Source organism: Marinobacter sp. H13 (assembly GCF_059072335.1).
Map to the genome: position 1 here is coordinate 4,020,667 of NZ_JCACRU010000001.1, position 19,327 is coordinate 4,039,993.

The window sequence follows — 19,327 nt, forward strand, 5'->3', positions numbered from 1 at the left end:
TAGTACGTTAATGACGCTGCCGTACGATTTAATTGAACAGAAGATGCAATACAAAATCCAGCCTTTGCAATCCTAGGATAAAGAGTGCACTCACTGGATAGTGATTCCCGGGACGGCCCTTCAATATGAAATCATAAAAAGGAGGGTGGTCCATGCACAATAATCTGATAGCAAAAGTAGGCGGTCTAATCGAAACCGATGAAGAAAAAGGCCTGTATCGTGGTCGTCGCGACATGTTCACTGATCCCGAGTTGTTCGAGCTGGAGATGAAGTACATCTTCGAAGGCAACTGGGTATATTTGGCGCATGAAAGCCAGGTTGCAAACCCAAACGACTATTTTACTGGTTATATCGGACGTCAGCCCATCGTCATTACCCGCAATAAAGATGGTGAGCTGAACTGCTTTATCAATGCCTGCACCCACCGTGGCGCTGTTCTTTGTCGCAAAAAAAAGGATAACAAGGCGGTTTTAACCTGCCCTTTCCACGGCTGGAGCTTCAATAACTCCGGAAAGTTGGTCAAGGTCAAGGATCCCGACAATGCCGGCTATCCGGATTCCTTTAACTGCGAAGGCTCTCATGACCTAAAAAAGGTGCGTCTGGAAAGCTACAAAGGCTTCCTTTTTGGCTCGCTGAATGATTATGTCAAACCGCTGACTGAACATTTGGGCGAAGCCGCCAAAATTATCGACATGATTGTAGATCAGTCGCCGGAAGGTCTGGAGGTGTTGCGTGGCTCATCGACTTACGTCTATGACGGCAACTGGAAAATGCAGGCCGAGAATGGTGCTGATGGGTACCACGCATCTGCTACTCATTGGAACTACGTTGCCACGGTGGCTCGTCGTAAGGCCGGCATGTCCACTGATGATGTTAAGGCGATGGACCTATCCACCTTTAATAAGCAAACCGGTGGATTCTATGCCTTCGAACATGGCCACATTCTGCTGTGGATGGACTGGCCTAATCCGGAGGATCGCCCATTGTACTATCGCCGAAACGAACTTATCGAAAAGTTTGGCGCTGATCGTGCCGACTGGATGATAGGCAAGTTGCGTAACCTTTGCCTGTACCCGAACGTATTCCTCATGGATCAGATGAGCTCCCAGATTCGTCACTTCCGTCCAATCTCCGTGGACAAGACCGAGGTCACCATATACTGCATCGCGCCCAAGGGGGAAAGTGCTGAAGCGCGTACCCACCGCATCCGTCAGTATGAAGACTTTTTTAACGCTTCCGGCATGGCGACTCCGGACGACCTAGAAGAGTTTCGTGCATGCCAGGAAGGTTTTAAGGCCATGAAGCAACCTTGGAATGACCTAAGTCGTGGTGCTGAACACTGGATCGATGGGCCGGACGAAGGGGCGAAGAGTATCGATTTGCACCCTATGATGAGTGGTAAGAAGTCTGAAGATGAGGGTCTGTTCATTGCTCAGCACCATTACTGGCAACAAATGATTGCCAAAGCGGCGCGCAAGGAAAAGGGAGAGCAACCATGACAATCAGTTACGACGAGATCCGTGATTTTCTGCATTCTGAGCAGCGTGCGCTGGATGACAAGGATTATAATCATTGGCTTGAGCACTACGATAAGAACTCTGAATTCTGGGTACCATGTTGGGATGTGGACGGCGGGCTGACGGAAGATCCGCAGTCAGAGATGTCGTTGCTCTATTATGATAAGCGGGATGGAATTGAGGATCGTGTTTTCCGCATCCAGACAGAGCGTTCCAGCGCCAGTTCGCTGCCGGAGCCACGTACTCAGCACATGTTGAGCAACCTGGAGGTGCTCGCTGCATCGTCCAATGATGCAGAAGTGCGCTACAGCTGGATGACCCACAGCGTACGTTATAACAACGTAGATACCTATTTCGGTACCGCGTTTGTTACGCTGATTCGTGGTGAAGACGGCAAGCTGAAGATTAAGCGCAAGAAGGCTGTGCTGAAGAACGACTACATCCACCACGTTGTGGATATCTATCACCTTTGAATTCGTTCCGATATATTAGCCTCGTGGTTATTTCTGTCAGTCAGCATACAGCAACCACGGGGCTTTCAGCCGATATTTCCAGATCTGAATTACCCGGTTTAATAACAAGCGCCTCTCGGTGTGTCGTCGGCACCCTTGAAGGGGCCTGAGGTAGCAAACAGTGTATAAAGTAGCGCTCAATTTTGAAGATGATGTAACTCGATTTATTACCACGCTACCGATGGAAACGGTGGCCGATGCCGCTTATCGTTCCGGAATCAATGTTCCGCTCGACTGCCGTGACGGTGCCTGTGGAACCTGTAAGTGTCACTGCGAATCGGGCAGCTATGAGATGGATGGCTATATCGAGGATGCGCTGTCCGATCGGGAAGCCGAACAGGGGTATGTTCTGACCTGCCGCATGATTCCGGAGTCGGATTGTGTCGTTACCGTGCCGGCCTCGTCAGAAGTCTGTGTGCGCAGCCAGAAGGCCGACGTGCATGCCAGGCTGACTGAGATTAACCGTCTGTCTGACTCCACCCTGTCCTTTACCGTTTCCGGTGATCAGGTGCGGGCCATGCATTTTCTGCCGGGGCAGTATGTCAATGTACAGGTGCCGGGGACTGACCACTGGCGTGCCTACTCCTTCAGCTCCATGGTCAATCAGGCCGATGAGTCGGTGTCTTTTCTGATCCGGGTGGTGCCCGAAGGCTTGATGAGCACCTACATGACGGAAAAGGCCAGCGTGGGTGACAGCATAACTCTGCGCGGTCCCTTTGGCAGCTTTTACCTGCGTGAAGTGAAGCGCCCGGTACTGATGCTGGCTGGGGGAACGGGGCTGGCACCCTTCCTGGCGATGTTGGAAAGCATTCAGCAGGACGGAAGCGCCTATCCGATCCACCTAATCTTCGGCGTTACGCACGACGTTGATCTAGTCGAGCTGGACAAGCTTAAAGCTTTCGCCGGGGCCATCGACAACTTCACATTTGGTGTCTGCGTGGCCTCAGACGAGAGCAGTTGGCCGCAGAAGGGTTACGTCACAGATCATATTGAACCTGGCCATTTGAATGATGGCGATGTCGATATCTATCTGTGTGGTCCGCCGCCGATGGTCGAAGCTGTTAGCAGCTTTGTGCAGGAAAGGGGTAGTCAACCGGCCAGCCTCTACTATGAGAAGTTTACGACCAGCAAGTAAGGAAAGCTAAATGAGAGGTGAACGTTTTGAAAACCGCGTCGCTATTGTGACTGGAGCTGCCCAGGGTATCGGTCGTGCCGTTGCCCTGCAGATGGCCGCCGAAAAAGCTAGCCTGCTGCTGGTGGATCGCTCCGAGATCGTCAAAGAGGTGGCAGAGGAGGCTCTGGCCGCCGGTGCGGCAAACGTCCAGACCAGCATCGTCGATCTGGAGCAGTACGCAGGTGCCTGCAAGGCAGTAGATTCGGCGATAAGTCATTTTGGCCGTATCGACATTCTAGTCAATAACGTCGGCGGTACGATCTGGGTTCAGCCCTATGAAGTCTACGAGGAAGTGCAGATCGAAGCCGAGATTCGTCGCTCCTTGTTTCCGACCCTTTGGTGCTCCCATGCAGTTCTGGCGCAGATGCAAAAACAGCAAAGTGGAGTGATCGTAAATGTGTCATCCCTCGCAACTCGAGGCACTAACCGTGTGCCCTATGCTGCGGCCAAGGGGGGCGTAAATGCTTTGACCGTGTGCATGGCGTTTGAAAATGCCAAATACGGCATCCGTGTCAATGCAGTAGCACCGGGTGGCACTGATGTTGGCGAGCGGCGGATTCCGCGTAATAGTGAAACCATGAGCCAATTGGAGAAGGAGTGGTATCAGGCCATCGTTGATGAGGCTACCGAATTGAGCTTCATGAAGCGCTACAGCGTTCCGGAAGAGCAGGCCAATGCCATACTTTTTCTGGCTTCAGACGAGGCCTCGTATGTTACAGGTATGGTACTACCGGTGGGCGGCGGTTATCAGGGGTGACCCTTTTTTTCCAATCAGGAGTCACGCACGGATTTCGTCTGTGGTTGGGTAGTGCGCGTTCGCCTTAAGAAGGTAGTTTCGGGCAGTAGCCTGTTGGACTTAAGCGATCGTCACGAGCAAGGTGGGAAAGCAGTAGATCAGCCTTAAGCCCGACAGCCTGCTAACTATGGAAAAACTCTCGGCAGCGGCTGACGGCGCGGTAGACAGGCGGCGCTCGGCTCTGTTCAAGAAGATTTGACCAGGAGGTAGCATGGCCGTGTTTCAGGTAGTTAACCGCACGACGGGAGACCACTTTACCTGCCAGGAGGGCCAGAGTGTGCTCAAGGCCATGGAGCAGAGGGACCTGAAGTGTGTTCCCGTGGGCTGCCGGGGTGGTGGTTGCGGATTTTGTAAGATTCAGGTTCTGGAAGGGCATTTCGAGTGCGGCAAGATGAGCAAGCGGCACGCCCCGCCTGAAGCCGTTGAAAAAGGGGAAGTTCTGGCCTGCCGGATCTACCCACTGACTGATCTGATCATTGAGTGCGTGCCTCTGCCTGAGGCGGCACCTGCGAAGCAAACAACAAAAAACCGTTGAGGTAACTGTCATGAAAAAAGGTGTGATGCGTCCCGGCCACGTTCAGATTCGAGTTCTTGATCTGGAAGCAGCCGTCAAACACTACACAGACCTGATGGGGCTGATCGAAACCGACCGCGACGACCAGGGCCGCGTGTATCTGAAAGCCTGGACCGAAGTGGACAAATTCTCTGTGGTATTGGTTGAAGCCGATGAGCCGGGCTGCGATTTCATGGGCTTCAAGGTGGTGGACGAAGCCGCCCTGAACCAGCTCGAAAAAGACCTGGTTGATTACGGTGTTGAGGTTGAGCAGGTACCGGCAGAAGAGCTGAAAGACTGCGGTCGCCGCGTTCGCTTTACCGTGCCTTCCGGTCATGCCTTTGAACTCTATGCTGACAAGAAGTACACCGGTAAGTGGGGCGTATCCAGCGTTAACCCGGAAGCCTGGCCCCGTGGCCTGCAGGGCATGAAAGCCGTGCGTTTTGACCACGCTTTGTTCTACGGCCCGGAATTGGCTGCCGTGTACGACATCTTCGTGAACGTACTGGGCTTCCATCTGGCCGAGCAGGTACTGGACCCCGAAGGCACTCGTGTAGCGCAGTTTCTGACTGTCTCCATGAAGGAGCACGACGTGGCCTTCATCCACCACGAAGAGAAAGGCAAGTTCCATCACGCCTCTTTCTTCCTGGATACCTGGGAAGCCGTACTGCGGGCGGCGGATCTGATCTCGATGACCGATACCTCCATCGATATCGGCCCGACCCGCCACGGTCTGACCCACGGCCAGACCATCTACTTTTTCGACCCGTCCGGCAACCGCAACGAAGTGTTCTGTGGCGGCGATTATTTCTACCCGGATCACAAACCGGTCACCTGGAAGACGGAAGAGCTCGGCAAAGCGATCTTTTATCACGACCGGGCACTGAACGAACGTTTCATGACGGTTCTGACGTGATCTCGAACGGATGAAACAGGACTTAGCAGCAATGAAAGACATCAAGCACTACATCAACGGGCAGTACGTTGGCTCAGCCAGTGGCAAGCTGTTCGAGAACGTCAATCCCGCCAACGGTAAAGTGATCAGCAAGGTCCACGAAGCCGGAAGGGAAGAGGTTGACGCCGCAGTGCAGGCCGCAAAGGCCGCATTGCGGGGGCCTTGGGGCAAGATGACTCTGGAACAGCGTACCGCCATTCTCCATAAGGTGGCGGACGGTATTAATGCCCGTTTTGATGAGTTCCTGGAGGCGGAATGCCTCGATACCGGCAAGCCCAAATCTCTGGCAAGCCACATCGACATTCCCCGGGGCGCCGCCAACTTCAAAGTGTTCGCGGACATGATCAAGAATGTTCCGACCGAATCTTTTGAAATGCCCACGCCGGATGGCACCGGTGCACTGAATTATGCCGTTCGCCGCCCCAAAGGCGTGATTGGCGTGATCAGCCCCTGGAACCTGCCTCTGCTGCTGATGACCTGGAAGGTCGGACCAGCCCTGGCCTGCGGGAACACGGTGGTGGTCAAACCCTCTGAGGAAACTCCGACCACGACCGCCCTTCTTGGCGAAGTGATGAAAGAGGCCGGTGTTCCGGACGGTGTCTATAACGTGGTCCATGGTTTCGGCGGAGATTCTGCCGGTGCCTACCTCACCGAGCATCCACTGGTCGATGGCTTCACCTTTACCGGCGAGACCGGCACCGGGGAGGTCATTATGAAAGCCGCCGCCAAAGGTATCCGGGATATTTCCCTGGAGCTCGGTGGCAAGAATGCCGGCCTGGTGTTTGCGGACTGCGATATGGACAAGGCTATCGAAGGCACCATGCGTTCCGCGTTCGCCAACTGTGGCCAGGTTTGCCTGGGTACTGAGCGGGTTTATGTTGAGCGGTCGATTTTTGACGAGTTTGTCCGCCGCCTGAAAGAAGCGGCGGAGGGCCTGAAGATCGGCCCTCCAGACGATGCGGACGCCAATATGGGACCGCTGGTCAGCCTCAAGCATCGTGAAAAAGTCCTTTCCTACTACCAGAAAGCCGTGGATGACGGGGCAACTGTCGTGACCGGTGGCGGCGTTCCCGATATGCCGGCAGAACTGGCCGGTGGTGCCTGGGTGCAGCCGACTATCTGGACCGGACTGGCTGATGACTCGGCGGTGGTTACCGATGAGATCTTCGGTCCCTGCTGCCATATCCGTCCTTTCGATACCGAAGAGGAAGCGATCGAGTTGGCTAACAGCCTGCCCTATGGGCTGGCCTCTGCGATCTGGAGCGAAAACATCACCCGTGCGCATCGGGTTGCGGGTCAGATTGAAGCCGGGATTATCTGGGTGAACAGCTGGTTCCTGCGGGACCTTCGCACGCCCTTTGGTGGTAGCAAACAGTCGGGCATCGGACGTGAGGGTGGCGTTCACTCTCTTGAGTTCTACACCGAAATGAAAAATATCTGCGTGAAACTGTGAGCCGATTTATGACTACACCTGAAAATAGCCCGGAAATCGGGCGTGAGATAACCGCCGCCGGCTACCGCACCAACGTGCATGACCACGGTGCCGACAATGCTAAGAGTGATGTCCCGGTCATGATGATCCACGGGTCCGGGCCAGGTGTTACTGCCTGGGCCAACTGGCGCCTGGTGATTCCGGAGCTGGCGAAGAATCGCCGTGTGGTGGCCCCGGACATGCTCGGCTTCGGTTACACCGAACGCCCGGAGGACAACACCTACAACCGTGAACGCTGGGTGGCCCACGCCATCGGTGTTATGGACGCGCTGGACCTGGAGAAAGTGAATCTGGTGGGCAACTCCTTCGGTGGCGGCTTGGCTCTTGCCCTGGCCATCGAGCACCCGGAACGGGTGCGTCGTCTGGTGCTGATGGGCTCGGTTGGCGTCAGCTTTCCGATTACCGAAGGGCTGGATGAAGTCTGGGGCTACGAGCCGTCCCTTGAAAACATGCGCCGCCTGATGGACGTGTTTGCCTTCAACAAAGGCCTGCTCACCGATGAACTGGCCGAGATGCGCTACCAGGCCAGCATCCGGCCTGGTTTCCAGGAGTCTTTTGCGGCCATGTTCCCGGCTCCGCGCCAGCGCTGGGTCGACAACCTGGCCAGCAGGGAAGAAGACATTCGGGCACTGCCTCACGAGACCCTGATACTGCATGGTCGTGAAGATGAAGTTATCCCTCTGGAGGCATCACTCAAGCTGGCAGAACTGATCGACCGCGCCCAGCTTCACGTGTTCGGTCGTTGTGGCCACTGGACCCAGATTGAACATGCCGACCGTTTCGCCCGGCTGGTCAACGACTTTCTGAACGAAGCCGATCAAGCGGCGGAAGGAGCTGAATAATGGAACAGTCACGAATCCAGGCGCTTGGCGATGAGCTTTACCAGGCCATGCTGAGTCGGGAGGCGGTAGAGCCGCTGACCAGCCGCGGTGAGGACATCAGCATCGACGATGCCTACCACATTTCCTTGCGCATGCTCGAACGACGTCTGGCGGACGGGGCATCCATCATTGGCAAGAAGATCGGTGTTACCAGTAAGGCCGTGCAAAACATGCTCAACGTTCACCAGCCAGACTTCGGTTATTTGACCGACGACATGGTGTTCAACAGCGGCGAAGTCATGCCCATCAGCGATCGCCTGATTGCACCCAGAGCGGAGGGTGAAATCGCCTTCATTCTGAAGAAGGATCTGATCGGCCCGGGCATCACCAACGCCGATGTGCTGGCCGCCACGGAGTGCGTTATGCCCTGCTTCGAGATTGTCGATTCCCGCATCCGCGACTGGAAGATTGCCATTCAGGACACGGTGGCCGACAACGCCTCCTGCGGCCTGTTTGTACTGGGTGATCAGGCGGTGTCTCCCCGCAAGGTGGATCTGGTGACCTGCGGCATGGTGGTTGAGAAAAACGGCAGTGTACTCAGTGCTGGTGCCGGTGCAGCCGCGCTGGGGTCCCCGGTGAACTGCGTGACCTGGCTGGCCAATACCCTGGGCGAGTTTGGCATTTCCCTGAAGGCTGGCGAAGTGATTCTGTCCGGTTCTCTGGTACCGCTGGAACCGGTCAAGGCAGGCGATTACATGCGGGTGGACATCGGTGGTATCGGGAGCGCCTCGGTGCGCTTTGCCTGATCGAAAAGAGCAATGAGGAATAGGCAATGAGCAAAAAACTGAAAGCAGCCATCATTGGCTCGGGCAACATCGGTACCGACCTGATGATCAAGATCTTGCGCAATGGCAAGAACATTGAAATGGGGGCCATGGTCGGCATCGACCCGGAATCCGACGGTCTGGCCCGCGCCAACCGCATGGGCGTGGCCACGACCCACGAAGGTGTGGACGGACTGGTGAAAATGCCGGAATTCGCCGACATCGACATCGTGTTTGATGCCACCTCCGCCAAGGCCCATATGCACAACGAAGTGTTCCTGCGTGGCCACAAAGAGAATATCAAGATCATTGATATGACGCCGGCGGCCATCGGTCCCTACTGCGTGCCGGTCGTGAACCTGGAGCAACAGCTTCAGGAAGGCAACGTCAACATGGTCACCTGCGGCGGCCAGGCCACCATTCCCATGGTTGCGGCGGTTTCACGAGTGGCCAAGGTGCACTACGCCGAAATCGTGGCGTCCATCTCATCGAAGTCCGCCGGCCCCGGCACCCGAGCCAACATTGACGAATTCACCGAAACCACCTCCAAGGCCATCGAAGTGGTCGGCGGCGCCCAGAAGGGTAAGGCCATCATCATCCTGAACCCGGCCGAGCCTCCGCTGCTGATGCGGGATACCGTGTACGTACTTTCGGATGCGGCAGACAAGGCGGAAGTTGAGGCTTCCGTGGAAGAAATGGTGAAGGCCGTGAACAGCTATGTGCCGGGATATCGCTTGAAACAGAAAGTGCAATTTGACGACATTCCGGCCGATCAGCCCATGAACGTCCCGGGCCTTGGTCGCTTCAGCGGCCTGAAGACCTCCATTTTCCTGGAAGTGGAAGGTGCCGCCCATTACCTCCCGGCCTACGCCGGCAACCTGGACATCATGACCTCTGCAGCACTTGGCACCGCTGAGCGCATTGCCGAATCGCTGGTCAACTGAGGAGGAAAAAACGATGACTTTTAATCCTGGCAAGAAACTCTACATCTCCGACGTGACCCTGCGCGACGGCAGCCACGCCATCCGCCACCAGTACTCCATCAAGAACGTGCAGGACATTGCCCGTGCCCTGGACCAGGCCAAGGTGGATTCCATCGAAGTGGCCCACGGCGACGGCCTTCAGGGCTCCAGCTTCAATTACGGCTTCGGCGCCCACACCGATCTGGAATGGATCGAAGCGGTGGCCGAAGTGGTGACCCACGCCCAGATCGCCACTCTGCTGCTGCCCGGCATCGGTACCGTCCATGACCTGGACAACGCCTACAACGCCGGTGCACGAATAGTGCGAGTAGCGACCCACTGCACCGAAGCCGATGTGTCCAGACAGCACATCGAACATGCCCGGAAGCTGGGCATGGACACCGTCGGTTTCCTGATGATGAGCCACATGCAGACCCCGAAAGGTCTCGCGGAACAGGCCAAGCTGATGGAAGACTACGGGGCTACCTGCCTGTACGTGGTCGACTCCGGCGGCGCCATGAACATGAACGACATCCGCGACCGCTTCCGGGCCCTGAAAGACGTGCTGAAGCCGGAAACCCAGACCGGCATGCACGCTCACCACAACCTCGCCCTTGGTGTGGCCAATTCCATTGTTGCCGTCGAAGAAGGTTGCGACCGGATTGATGCTTCCCTTGCCGGCATGGGTGCCGGTGCCGGCAACGCCCCGCTGGAAGTCTGTGTGGCCGCCTTTGACAAGATGGGTTGGGAGCACGGCACGGATGTCTACGCCCTGATGGACGCGGCCGACGATATTGTTCGCCCGTTGCAGGACCGCCCGGTACGGGTGGACCGTGAAACCCTGGCGCTGGGTTACGCCGGTGTCTATTCCAGCTTCCTGCGCCACTCCGAAGTGGCGGCGCAGAAGTATGGGCTGAAGGCCGTGGATATTCTGGTTGAGCTTGGCCGCCGCCGTATGGTGGGTGGCCAGGAAGACATGATCGTGGATGTGGCGCTGGATCTGCTGGCCGCCCAAAAGGAGCAAAACGCATGAGCAAAACATTGAGCCGCGAGCAGATGCTGGCCCTGGCCGAACATGTGGAAAACGCCGAACTGCAGGCCCATGACATTACCAAGGTCACCAATGATTACCCGGATATGACCTTCGAGGATGCCTACGACGTTCAATGGGAAATTCGCCGCCGCAAGGAGGAGCGGGGCAACAAGATCGTTGGTATGAAAATGGGGCTAACGTCCTGGGCCAAAATGGCACAGATGGGTGTCGAGACCCCGATCTATGGTTTCCTCGCCGATTATTTCAGCGTGCCAGATGGCGGCGTGGTCGACACCAAAGAACTGATTCACCCGAAAATCGAGGCCGAGATTGCCTTCGTCACCAAGGCACCCCTGAAAGGGCCAGGGTGTCACATTGGCCAGGTTCTGGCAGCGACCGACTTCATGATTCCTGCTGTGGAAGTGATCGATTCCCGTTATGAGAATTTCAAGTTCGATCTGGTGAGCGTGGTTGCCGATAACGCTTCGTCGACCCGCTTTATAACCGGTGGCCAGATGGCCGACGTTGCGGACGTGGACCTGAAAACCCTGGGTGTGGTGGTCGAGAAGAACGGCGAAGTGGTCGATGTGGGCGCAGGCGCTGCCGTGCTGGGCCATCCGGCCTCCAGCGTGGCCATGCTAGCGAACCTGCTGGCCGAGCGGGGCGAACACATCCCTGCAGGCACCTTCATCATGACCGGTGGTATCACCGCCGCCATCGCCGTGGAACCCGGTGACAACATCACTGTGCGTTATCAGGGACTGGGAACCGTTTCCGGACGATTCATCTGACTCTGACAAGGAGGCGTTATGCCCATTGCTCAGCTTTACATTATTGACGGTAGAACGGACGAGCAGAAAGAAACCCTGATCCAGGAAGTGAGCGAGGCCATGGCCCGCTCCCTGGATGCCCCCATGGACCGTATCCGGGTAATGATCACCGAGATGCCGAAGCAACACTTCGGTATTGGTGGTCAGTCGGCCAAAAAACTGGGGCGGTAGACAGGTGAGCAAACTGCCAGTGCTGTACCTGTCCTGCGAAACGGAAGCCCTGACCGGTCCCAAGGGACAGGAGAGTCTGCGCCGACTGGTACCGCGGGATCAAGTCGTGGACAGCGTGGCTTTTATCACCTCAGAGGAAGGCGGCGCACAGCCGAACATACTTCACCAGTGTGGTGAGGGCGTTCTGGCCAGGCGCCTGCAATCCGACATGAAGGCGCGGGGGTTTGAGGTTGCCGTCAATGGTTCGCGGGAGCCCGGCCTCAAGCTGCTTGCCGAGAGCATGATACAGCTGGTGCCCGCGGAGGTGATTGAATTGCGCCTCAATACCGGGATGGCCAGTGAGCATTATCGGGAGATCGGCCACTGCATTGAAGCATTACGGGATCAGGGTGTATTACTGATTTGCCTTGACCGACTGGACGCCAATGGCAATAACGCCAGCTATCATCAGCCCCACGACAGCTATATCCGGAACCTGATCCGGCAGTGGGAGGATGAGCAAAGGTGGGTGAATGCGATGTCGAACTCAAGCCTCAGGGGAGGTGGTTCGTACGCCACCAATGGCAGCCCCGTGGCAGAACCGACATTATGTATCCTCAATACCGCCTTCAGCCTGGGCGGAATGAAAGCGCCCCAGCGCCTGTTCGGGTTTTCCCTGAATCAGAACAGGCAGTCCCTCGCAGGTTATGGTTGGATGCAATAAACTACGGAAAAAACAAAGGATTCCGTAAATGCTCAAACTGTTGATGGTGGGTGCCGGCGGCATTGGTGGTTACTACGCAGCAAGGTTTCTGGAAGCAGGGCATCAGGTTGTACTTACAGCCCGCGGGGCTCATTTGCATGCGCTTAAGCGGAGCGGCTTGACAGTCCACTATGAAGGTCGCGAGCCGGTCCATATGGCGGCTGCTCATGACCATCAGGAACTTGTCACCCGATATAAGTCTGACGAGTTTGACCTTATCATCATCACACTCAAAGCCACGGCAACAGTTTCGGTGGTGAGTGAGCTCGGCGACTGGCTGAAGCAGGGACGGGCACCCGTGCTTTCCTTGCAGAACGGAGTCGATAATGAACCACTGCTAGCGAAAGCAGTTGGTGCTGAAAGAGTCATCGGTGGACTTGCGGTCCTTATAGGAGGACACATTGCGAGGCCGGGCGTTATAGAAGCCGAGGGCCTCGCGCAAATCGTGATGGGGGAATGGCCCAAAGTCAGCGGTAGGCAGGATTCCCGAACTCCGCTACTCAAGATCCTGGTTGCCGCTTTTAATGATGCCGGTATTCCAACTAGGTATTCCGATAACATTAACTATTAGCTCTGGCGTAAACTCCTGATTAATAACGGGGTTAACCCACTCTCTGCCCTTACTGGCTTGGATACTCGAAGCCTTACCCATCACCCCGGATTCAGAAAAATCGTGTATGGAATGATGGCTGAAACCGTCGAAGCCTCAAAGGCAGACGACGTGAATCTCGGAAAGAAGGACCTGGGCGAGATGTTTGAGCTGATCAGTAGCTTCAATGCGATCAAGACGTCAATGCTTGTCGATAGGGAAAGAGGTCGCCCGCTGGAACTGGATACCATTGCCGGGGCGGTACTGCGACGCTGCGAGCGTCTGGGGATTAAGGCTCCCTATACTGAGGCAGTCCACACATTATTGATGCACTCAGGTGATTGAAACCTTGGGATGAATTCATTGACGGGCGGGCATTGAAGCAACCGGAGGCTTGCCTGCGCTCGCTATTTGAACCTGTCCCAGTACGGAGGTTCGCCGAAAAAACTGTCGATAAAGTCGACAAAGCTAGGAACCTTGCTTGCCAACAACTGCCGGTGTGCATATACCGCATAAAGTACCATGGGCTCTGGTTCATGCTCTGGCAGGACGACCTTCAGTTTTCCTTCCCTGATCGCCGCCCCAGCAATGAAGGTGGGCTGCAGGGCGGTGCCGGCTACGGCAATCGCCGTTTCTATCAATACGTCACTGTTATTGCTGATCATCTCCCTAGTTTCGTCGCGACCACTGCCTTGTAGCCACTTCTGTACCGTGTGATCTGCATCCAGGGTAAGTAGTCGCCCCTGAAAAATAAAAACCTGAGTAAATGCAATTATTTACCGTGAATCTGGGGTATACAATCCACCATAAATTTACCCGTTTCGCTCAAAAACCGGGAAAATGCCCATGATCCGTAAGCGGCCGATAATCCCATCTTGAGCCAGGCGCTGCCGCCGTCAGGATAGTGTCCACTTATTTTCTAGTGGACACTTAACATGAACGAAGTAAGCGTAACCAAGCCCTACCAACGCCGTCGCCGGTTTTCCGGGGAATTCAAAGCCCAGATTGTTGCTCAATGCCTGGCACCTGGTGCCTCCGTTTCCCGGATCTCCCTGGATAACGTCCTCAACGCCAACATGGTCCGGCGCTGGATGAGTGAAGCGCAGCGAGCGGATAAAACACCGGAATTTGTACCGGTCAAACTGCCAGCGGCAACCTCAGCACCGAGCAACCCGTCGGTCTCGGACAAGCGTAGCACCATCCGCATTGAGATTCCCCGCGCCGGCGGTGCGGTCGTGGTGGAGTGGCCTGCGGAGCAGGCTCACCAGTGTGCTGCCCTTTTGCGGGACCTGTTGGGATGATACGCATCGACGAGATCTGGCTGGCCACTGAGCCGCTGGATATGCGGGCGGGGCCCGACAAGGCCCTGGCCCGGGTTATTCAGGTGTTTGGTTCAGCCAGACCCCATTGCGCCTACCTGTTCGCCAACAAAAGGGGCAACCGGATGAAGGTACTGATCCACGATGGCCTCGGCATCTGGCTCTGCGCCCGCCGGCTGAACCGAGGCAAATTCCACTGGGGCGAAACCTGGCGCGGTGAGCAACTGCGCCTGACCGAAGAGCAGTTGTCCGCCCTGGTTCAGGGCCAGCCCTGGCAACGCCTTGGGGCCGACGGCGTTATCTCCATCCTGTAACCACAAGTGCCGTGATGCCGCTATAGCCAGAACCGCGAATCGCTTGCCGCACAGGGACTTGGCATATTAGGTGGCATGACTCAGCGCCCCGACATCAACCAACTCTCTGCCGATCAGCTCCGTGCCCTGGCGACGGAACTGATGGACTCTCTGGACGCCAAGGATCAAGTCTTGGGCCTGAAGGAGCGAGAGTTGGTGCGCAGCAACGCCATCATCGAGAAGCTGACCCACGAAGTAGCCATCCTCAAGCGTCACAAGTACGCCAGGCGCAGTGAACAACTCGATGCGGATGGTGCTACGCTTGTCCGAGACCGATTGGTTGCCCGATAAAGCAGTTGCCACAGGCAGATTAACCGGAACAAATCCCGGCGTTCCTGGTGTTTTATTCGCTCGCTGCGCGCCCTTCATCCAGCGCCGGACCATGTTGGCGTTGAGACCGTTATCCAGTGAGATCCGGGAAACCGAAGCACCGGGTTCCTGGCACTGGGCAACAATCTGAGCTTTGAATTCCCGAGAAAACCGGCGACGGCGTTGGTAGGGTTTGTTTACGCTTAATTCTGCACTTCCCCCAATACGCATGACACACACGACCCATCTGAGTCTTGCGATCCTTCCGATCGCTCACCGGATCGGGCCCTTGAAAAAACCACAAAACGGAAGTTCGGTGAGGCTTTGGCCCTTGTCTTGGCGAAGCTGGCGAATTCTGAGATTTGATCGGCCGTCACCTTCTCGTCGGGGCCTACCTCTACAGTGCCCGCTGACAGAGATACCAGTGGAAAACGGCAGGGCTGGCCGTTTCGGTCTTCGGATTCAATAAACCCGCTTTTCAGTATGCAATCGCTGTAAAAGCGCCGGCTTCGTTCGGCGAATAGTGACTGTACGGTACCAGCATTATAATTAGCTGAGGACGAAGAGCTGATGACGACAAAATCGTCCCCACCTATGTGCCCGACAAAGTCATCACTGGCATGGAATACCTCTTTCAAAAGCTCAGCCAGCAAAACTATTACCTGGTCACCAACCCGGTAGCCGAGGACATCGTTCAAAGGTTTGAACATGTTGATATCGAAATAAATTAGTGAAAAGGCGCGCATTTCTTCCGTTCGGGCAACCAAAGTCTGTTGTATGGGAACATTGCCTGGCAGGAAGGTCAGTGGATTTGAGTAGCGTGCGTTTTCGATCTTTTGTTCGGTGATGTGTTTGAGCAGCGAGCGCGTGGCTCCCAGGCCGGCGTACTTTCCATTCTTGACAACAATGAAATGCTGTTTGAGATAGTGCGCATCGTCATTAATCAGCCTTTCGCTCACTTCGTTTAGTGGCACCTCGTAATCCACAACCAATGCATCTGCACTGTGTCTATTGGAAACTGGGAGCCGCTCATAAAGCGACCGGCCGTAAGGCGTGCTGAAAGTTTCCATAATCCTCCACTTATGGATCAGGCCAAGCGGCCTGCCGTTATCCACCACCGGCAAAGCGAACACGTCAGGCTCACTCTGGAGCCGCTCCCATGCATCTCGCAGTGTCGATTCCGAAGTGACGGGTTCGATGTACCGACACAAGAGCCCTGCTATTTCCTTTTCTCTCCGGGGTGGCTTGGACGCAAGGGCCGCATGATCGTTCAGCGAGTCGAGGTAGGCTGTAGCTATCGGTTTTGGTCGACCGAAAAGGAAACCTTGAACCAGTGCAATGCCAAGCTCCGAGACAACCCGGAATTCTGCTTCCGTTTCGACCCCTTCTGCGATTAATTTGCAGCCCAATCGGTCTGCCAAATCTACAACGGACCGCAGAAACTCGCGCTTGATGAGGTCGTCCTGAATATCACGGATGAAGTGCCGGTCAATTTTCACAAAGTCCGGCTTCAGCTCGGACCATAGTTTTAATCCGGAATATCCACTTCCAAGATCGTCGATAGCAATGAGAAAGCCCTCTGCTTTCAGCCATACCAGTGTCTTCAAAAGCTCTGAAGGATCGGCAGTGGGGTAGCGTTCAGAGAGTTCGATAACGATGTCTGATGCCTTCAGCCCGTTCGCCAACAAAAGCTCCTGCAGTTGCGTCGGGTTGAATTCTGGAGGCATCAGTTTGGCCGGACTGATATTGACGAAAAGTTTCAGCGGAGTGCCATGACCGGACCAATGGCGTGCAGCGGTGCGAAGACAGAGCGTTTCCAGTTCTAGCGTCTGGCCGCAGCGTTCTGCTGTTTCAAACAGCATTGGGGCCGTGTGCAAGGGGCTGTCCGAAGGTCCGCGGCTCAGTGCCTCAAAACCAAACACACATTTTCTATTAATGTTTACGATTGGTTGTAGAAGTGTCGTAATGTCTTCTGTCAACAACGGAGTCTGTCAACGTAGATGTCGCGTTTAAGTCATCAGCTCTTTAACAATTGGCCGCCTTTTCCGGGTTCAGAGTGACTGATTCCGGCAAGCTGAAGTTTCGGATATCACCAGACCAGCGACGCGGGTTCTCGGCTTTCGCCGCTTCGATAATCTGTTTTCGCTGGGCCAGGATCTGATCAGCTTCGCCCGTATGGCGTTGCTGAGGTGTTACGTAGTTCAAGGCGCTGTGTCGGTGCTCGGTGTTGTACCAGCGCACGAACGCCAGTACCCATTTGCGGGCCTCCTCGATCGTTCTGAAGCCGTTTACCGGGAACCCCGGGCGGAACTTCAGGGTTTTGAACAACGACTCCGAGTAGGCATTGTCGTTACTGACCCGGGGGCGACTGTTCGAGGGCGTAATACCCAGATCGTACAGTTTCTCCAAGAAGGTCGAGGCCTTCATGGGGCTGCCATTGTCGGAGTGCAGCACTAGAGGCTTGTCCTTCGTCGCCAGGTGTTCACGCCAGTAGGCCTTCTCGATGAACTCGCTGGCAAGCTCGCCGGTCTCACTGTGATAGACCTCGTGACCGACGATCTTGCGGCTGTATACGTCCAGCATCAGATACAGGTAGAACCAGGTGCCTTTTGCTGGCCCCGGCAGCCATGAGATATCCCACGACCACAGCTGGTTCGGTTCTGTGGCCTTGTGTGTAGTTGCCCTGCGCTTGCTCTGGGGCGCTTTTTGCCGACCTCTGGGGTGTACTTGATCCTTCTCCCGCAGAACCCGATAGAAGGTGGATTCCGAGGCCAGGTAGCGACCCTGATCCAGTTGATCCGCAACGATGAAGGCCGGCGGACAGCTTCGATATTCCTTCTGGTTGCACAGTGAGACCACGGCCTGACGCTCCGCCTCCGAGAGTTTATTGGTGGGTGCTGGTCTGGGCACCACCGGTCGTTGATCGGCGCTGACGGCCTTATCTGCCGTCCAGCGCTGATAAGTGCGTATACTCAGGTTCAGCAAGGCGCAGGCCTTGACCAGCCGGGCTCCGTTACCCTGAGCCTCTTGGATCAGGGTAACCGCCTGCTGGCGATCCGGGAGGCTGGTCATTCGTCCTCGTCTTTGGGGCCCCAGATCGCCTCGGCTTTTTTTGACAGCGTCAGCAGTGCAGCCGTTTCTGCCAGAGCTTTTTCCTTGCGTCGCAACTCGGCTTCGAGTTTTTTGACTCGTTTTTTCTCAGCCCTGGCCGCTTGCCGATTCTGCTTGGCCTGTTCATCCGACAGGGCATTGGCTCCCATGCAGGCGGCTTTCCAGGTTTCGATTTGTTCCGGGTAAAGGCCGTTCCTACGGCAATATTCACTAACTTCCGCCTCCGTCATCGGGGCGGTTTCCAGAACAATGCGGAACTTCTCTTCGCTACTCCACTTGTCTGGATGAGCTGAATTCGATGGCAAAACGGCACCTCGTCCTCTGGCGGCTTTACGCCAATTGTACAAGGTTGCGGTACTGATGCCTTCCTGGCTGGCCAACTCGGCAACAGTCAGACTGTGAGGTGGGGCCATCTTCTGGAGAATGGCTTCTTTACGTTCCGGTGAATAATGGGGCATGGTTGTCCTCTGAAATATTCAGGCGACAACTACGCTGACACATAGGGACAACAAGCGATTCAGTTCTTGACTGAGGCAGTCCTGCATTAGGTCACTCCTGGATGTGAGTGCGGCTTCGGGAAACCAAATTTTGTCGCTCCGTCGCAGATCCCAAACCTACTGATTCGAATGGCTCATATCCGGTTGTGCCAAGTATCTTCATGCAATTCACATACTCCTCGCTAAACATTACCGAAATATTTCAGTGATGCTGAAGTCGTGTGCTAATCGATGTTATTTTTTGTAAATTAATTTATTAAATCAGAGTGTTATGTGGCTCAAGTAACAAGAATGTCACAATCGATCTGCAGCCTTATAGCCATCATTAATATGTGGTGGCGTCATGCTCAAAACCGTTCGAAGTAGAATCCTGTTCTTTTCATTTTTTTCGGTCCTTGCGCTCTTGGCACTTGCATTGTTGTCCTGGTCAATTATTGGAAAGGCGGAAAACGCCGCAAAAGATTTGATCCAGAATCGCATGCATGAAGCCTGGTTACTGGATGATCTGGAGCAGGACCTGCGGCTTGTGCAGGACCTTTCTTTCAAAATCAAAGGTCAGTTACTGCTGTGGGGTGAGATCAACGAAGAATACGAGTCACTTGCAGAGTCTATTCCTGCTAAGTGGAGCGCGATTCAGCGAAGTGCACAGCTGAGTGCCTGGGCAAAAGATAACCAAAGTATCCACGAAGCGGTGGTTGTATACCTAGCCCGAACATTTCATAAACACCCCAAGCAGCAGCCACGAAATTTTCTCGGTTAGCCCATTA

The 19,327-nt window shown here is 55.4% G+C and carries 23 protein-coding genes; 19 read left to right on the plus strand and 4 right to left on the minus strand.

Annotated elements, in window-relative coordinates:
• Window positions 1-152 precede the first annotated feature (152 nt).
• From benA to AC5JQH_RS18855, 16 genes are all read left to right on the plus strand, one after another.
• Window positions 153-1,499: a benzoate 1,2-dioxygenase large subunit gene (gene benA / locus AC5JQH_RS18780; RefSeq protein ID WP_493805849.1), complete on the plus strand. Its 1,347-nt coding sequence runs from the start codon at window positions 153-155 to the stop codon at window positions 1,497-1,499.
• On the plus strand, window positions 1,496-1,990 hold the full coding sequence (locus AC5JQH_RS18785) for an aromatic-ring-hydroxylating dioxygenase subunit beta (RefSeq protein WP_168450414.1): 495 nt from the start codon (window positions 1,496-1,498) through the stop codon (window positions 1,988-1,990). Before benA ends, AC5JQH_RS18785 begins: the two co-directional genes overlap by 4 nt.
• Before the next feature lie 160 nt (window positions 1,991-2,150).
• The gene (benC, locus tag AC5JQH_RS18790) at window positions 2,151-3,164 is read left to right on the plus strand and encodes a benzoate 1,2-dioxygenase electron transfer component BenC (protein WP_345426429.1); all 1,014 of its coding nucleotides are present in this window, start codon (window positions 2,151-2,153) and stop codon (window positions 3,162-3,164) included.
• A gap of 10 nt (window positions 3,165-3,174) precedes the next feature.
• A complete protein-coding gene (locus AC5JQH_RS18795) occupies window positions 3,175-3,960 on the plus strand; it encodes a 1,6-dihydroxycyclohexa-2,4-diene-1-carboxylate dehydrogenase (RefSeq protein WP_168450415.1) in 786 nt (261 codons plus the stop codon).
• Window positions 3,961-4,210: 250 nt separating this feature from the next.
• A complete protein-coding gene (locus AC5JQH_RS18800) occupies window positions 4,211-4,534 on the plus strand; it encodes a 2Fe-2S iron-sulfur cluster binding domain-containing protein (protein WP_168450416.1) in 324 nt (107 codons plus the stop codon).
• Window positions 4,535-4,544: 10 nt separating this feature from the next.
• On the plus strand, window positions 4,545-5,468 hold the full coding sequence (locus tag AC5JQH_RS18805) for a catechol 2,3-dioxygenase (RefSeq protein ID WP_493791800.1): 924 nt from the start codon (window positions 4,545-4,547) through the stop codon (window positions 5,466-5,468).
• Between the two features lie 31 nt (window positions 5,469-5,499).
• The gene (locus AC5JQH_RS18810) at window positions 5,500-6,960 is read left to right on the plus strand and encodes a 2-hydroxymuconic semialdehyde dehydrogenase (protein ID WP_345426423.1); all 1,461 of its coding nucleotides are present in this window, start codon (window positions 5,500-5,502) and stop codon (window positions 6,958-6,960) included.
• 8 nt (window positions 6,961-6,968) lie between these two features.
• On the plus strand, window positions 6,969-7,841 hold the full coding sequence (locus tag AC5JQH_RS18815) for an alpha/beta fold hydrolase (protein ID WP_345426421.1): 873 nt from the start codon (window positions 6,969-6,971) through the stop codon (window positions 7,839-7,841).
• Entirely contained in the window at window positions 7,841-8,626 is a 786-nt protein-coding gene (dmpE, locus tag AC5JQH_RS18820; RefSeq protein ID WP_345426419.1) for a 2-oxopent-4-enoate hydratase, read from the plus strand. Before AC5JQH_RS18815 ends, dmpE begins: the two co-directional genes overlap by 1 nt.
• 26 nt (window positions 8,627-8,652) lie before the next feature.
• Window positions 8,653-9,588, plus strand: a complete 936-nt coding sequence (locus AC5JQH_RS18825; RefSeq protein WP_291948261.1) for an acetaldehyde dehydrogenase (acetylating) — start codon at window positions 8,653-8,655, stop codon at window positions 9,586-9,588.
• 13 nt (window positions 9,589-9,601) lie between these two features.
• Window positions 9,602-10,639 (plus strand): 4-hydroxy-2-oxovalerate aldolase, encoded by a 1,038-nt coding sequence (gene dmpG / locus AC5JQH_RS18830; protein WP_168450422.1) that lies wholly within the window; start codon window positions 9,602-9,604, stop codon window positions 10,637-10,639.
• The gene (dmpH, locus tag AC5JQH_RS18835) at window positions 10,636-11,430 is read left to right on the plus strand and encodes a 2-oxo-3-hexenedioate decarboxylase (protein WP_168450423.1); all 795 of its coding nucleotides are present in this window, start codon (window positions 10,636-10,638) and stop codon (window positions 11,428-11,430) included. Before dmpG ends, dmpH begins: the two co-directional genes overlap by 4 nt.
• A gap of 18 nt (window positions 11,431-11,448) precedes the next feature.
• Window positions 11,449-11,640, plus strand: a complete 192-nt coding sequence (thmT, locus tag AC5JQH_RS18840) for a 2-hydroxymuconate tautomerase (protein WP_168450424.1) — start codon at window positions 11,449-11,451, stop codon at window positions 11,638-11,640.
• 4 nt (window positions 11,641-11,644) lie between these two features.
• Window positions 11,645-12,343 (plus strand): class III extradiol ring-cleavage dioxygenase family protein, encoded by a 699-nt coding sequence (locus AC5JQH_RS18845; protein WP_291948268.1) that lies wholly within the window; start codon window positions 11,645-11,647, stop codon window positions 12,341-12,343.
• A 28-nt stretch (window positions 12,344-12,371) separates the two neighbouring features.
• Window positions 12,372-12,953 carry a ketopantoate reductase family protein gene (locus AC5JQH_RS18850; protein WP_210425234.1) on the plus strand — a complete coding sequence of 194 codons (582 nt, stop codon included), beginning with the start codon at window positions 12,372-12,374 and terminating at the stop codon, window positions 12,951-12,953.
• Window positions 12,954-12,968: 15 nt separating this feature from the next.
• Window positions 12,969-13,316, plus strand: a complete 348-nt coding sequence (locus tag AC5JQH_RS18855) for a ketopantoate reductase family protein (RefSeq protein WP_210425251.1) — start codon at window positions 12,969-12,971, stop codon at window positions 13,314-13,316.
• Between the two features lie 62 nt (window positions 13,317-13,378).
• Here AC5JQH_RS18855 and AC5JQH_RS18860 read toward each other — a convergent pair whose 3' ends face one another.
• Window positions 13,379-13,747, minus strand: coding sequence for a LysR substrate-binding domain-containing protein (locus AC5JQH_RS18860; RefSeq protein ID WP_082040614.1), 369 nt, complete (start codon window positions 13,745-13,747; stop codon window positions 13,379-13,381).
• Window positions 13,748-13,906: 159 nt separating this feature from the next.
• On the opposite strand from AC5JQH_RS18860, the gene tnpA (AC5JQH_RS18865) reads away from it, so the two are divergent.
• Window positions 13,907-14,272 (plus strand): IS66-like element accessory protein TnpA, encoded by a 366-nt coding sequence (gene tnpA / locus AC5JQH_RS18865; protein WP_168450425.1) that lies wholly within the window; start codon window positions 13,907-13,909, stop codon window positions 14,270-14,272.
• The gene (gene tnpB, locus AC5JQH_RS18870) at window positions 14,269-14,604 is read left to right on the plus strand and encodes an IS66 family insertion sequence element accessory protein TnpB (protein WP_168450426.1); all 336 of its coding nucleotides are present in this window, start codon (window positions 14,269-14,271) and stop codon (window positions 14,602-14,604) included. Before tnpA (AC5JQH_RS18865) ends, tnpB begins: the two co-directional genes overlap by 4 nt.
• Window positions 14,605-14,670: 66 nt before the next feature.
• Here tnpB and tnpA (AC5JQH_RS18875) read toward each other — a convergent pair whose 3' ends face one another.
• The 3 genes from tnpA (AC5JQH_RS18875) to AC5JQH_RS18885 all read right to left on the minus strand — a co-directional run bounded on the left by tnpA (AC5JQH_RS18875) (window position 14,671) and on the right by AC5JQH_RS18885 (window position 18,521).
• On the minus strand, window positions 14,671-15,183 hold the full coding sequence (gene tnpA / locus AC5JQH_RS18875; RefSeq protein ID WP_210425235.1) for an IS66-like element accessory protein TnpA: 513 nt from the start codon (window positions 15,181-15,183) through the stop codon (window positions 14,671-14,673).
• The gene (locus tag AC5JQH_RS18880; RefSeq protein ID WP_493805850.1) at window positions 15,156-16,931 is read right to left on the minus strand and encodes a phosphodiesterase; all 1,776 of its coding nucleotides are present in this window, start codon (window positions 16,929-16,931) and stop codon (window positions 15,156-15,158) included. Before AC5JQH_RS18880 ends, tnpA (AC5JQH_RS18875) begins: the two co-directional genes overlap by 28 nt.
• Window positions 16,932-16,977: 46 nt before the next feature.
• Window positions 16,978-18,521, minus strand: a protein-coding gene (locus AC5JQH_RS18885; protein ID WP_085986444.1) for an IS3 family transposase whose coding sequence is annotated in 2 segments (ribosomal slippage) — window positions 16,978-18,050 and window positions 18,050-18,521 — 1,545 coding nt in all. Because the reading frame shifts where the segments join, the coding sequence is not laid out codon by codon here.
• 382 nt (window positions 18,522-18,903) lie between these two features.
• On the opposite strand from AC5JQH_RS18885, the gene AC5JQH_RS18890 reads away from it, so the two are divergent.
• A complete protein-coding gene (locus AC5JQH_RS18890; RefSeq protein WP_493805851.1) occupies window positions 18,904-19,320 on the plus strand; it encodes a hypothetical protein in 417 nt (138 codons plus the stop codon).
• Window positions 19,321-19,327: the final 7 nt, after the last annotated feature.

Coding starts and splice junctions, on each gene's coding strand:
- benA (WP_493805849.1), top strand. CDS start 153: ATGCACAATAATCTGATAGCAAAAGTAGGCGGTCTAATCGAAACCGAT.
- AC5JQH_RS18785 (WP_168450414.1), top strand. CDS start 1,496: ATGACAATCAGTTACGACGAGATCCGTGATTTTCTGCATTCTGAGCAG.
- AC5JQH_RS18795 (WP_168450415.1), top strand. CDS start 3,175: ATGAGAGGTGAACGTTTTGAAAACCGCGTCGCTATTGTGACTGGAGCT.
- AC5JQH_RS18800 (WP_168450416.1), top strand. CDS start 4,211: ATGGCCGTGTTTCAGGTAGTTAACCGCACGACGGGAGACCACTTTACC.
- AC5JQH_RS18805 (WP_493791800.1), top strand. CDS start 4,545: ATGAAAAAAGGTGTGATGCGTCCCGGCCACGTTCAGATTCGAGTTCTT.
- AC5JQH_RS18810 (WP_345426423.1), top strand. CDS start 5,500: ATGAAAGACATCAAGCACTACATCAACGGGCAGTACGTTGGCTCAGCC.
- AC5JQH_RS18815 (WP_345426421.1), top strand. CDS start 6,969: ATGACTACACCTGAAAATAGCCCGGAAATCGGGCGTGAGATAACCGCC.
- dmpE (WP_345426419.1), top strand. CDS start 7,841: ATGGAACAGTCACGAATCCAGGCGCTTGGCGATGAGCTTTACCAGGCC.
- AC5JQH_RS18825 (WP_291948261.1), top strand. CDS start 8,653: ATGAGCAAAAAACTGAAAGCAGCCATCATTGGCTCGGGCAACATCGGT.
- dmpG (WP_168450422.1), top strand. CDS start 9,602: ATGACTTTTAATCCTGGCAAGAAACTCTACATCTCCGACGTGACCCTG.
- dmpH (WP_168450423.1), top strand. CDS start 10,636: ATGAGCAAAACATTGAGCCGCGAGCAGATGCTGGCCCTGGCCGAACAT.
- thmT (WP_168450424.1), top strand. CDS start 11,449: ATGCCCATTGCTCAGCTTTACATTATTGACGGTAGAACGGACGAGCAG.
- AC5JQH_RS18850 (WP_210425234.1), top strand. CDS start 12,372: ATGCTCAAACTGTTGATGGTGGGTGCCGGCGGCATTGGTGGTTACTAC.
- tnpA (WP_168450425.1), top strand. CDS start 13,907: ATGAACGAAGTAAGCGTAACCAAGCCCTACCAACGCCGTCGCCGGTTT.
- tnpB (WP_168450426.1), top strand. CDS start 14,269: ATGATACGCATCGACGAGATCTGGCTGGCCACTGAGCCGCTGGATATG.
- tnpA (WP_210425235.1), bottom strand. CDS start 15,183: ATGCGTATTGGGGGAAGTGCAGAATTAAGCGTAAACAAACCCTACCAA.
- AC5JQH_RS18890 (WP_493805851.1), top strand. CDS start 18,904: ATGCTCAAAACCGTTCGAAGTAGAATCCTGTTCTTTTCATTTTTTTCG.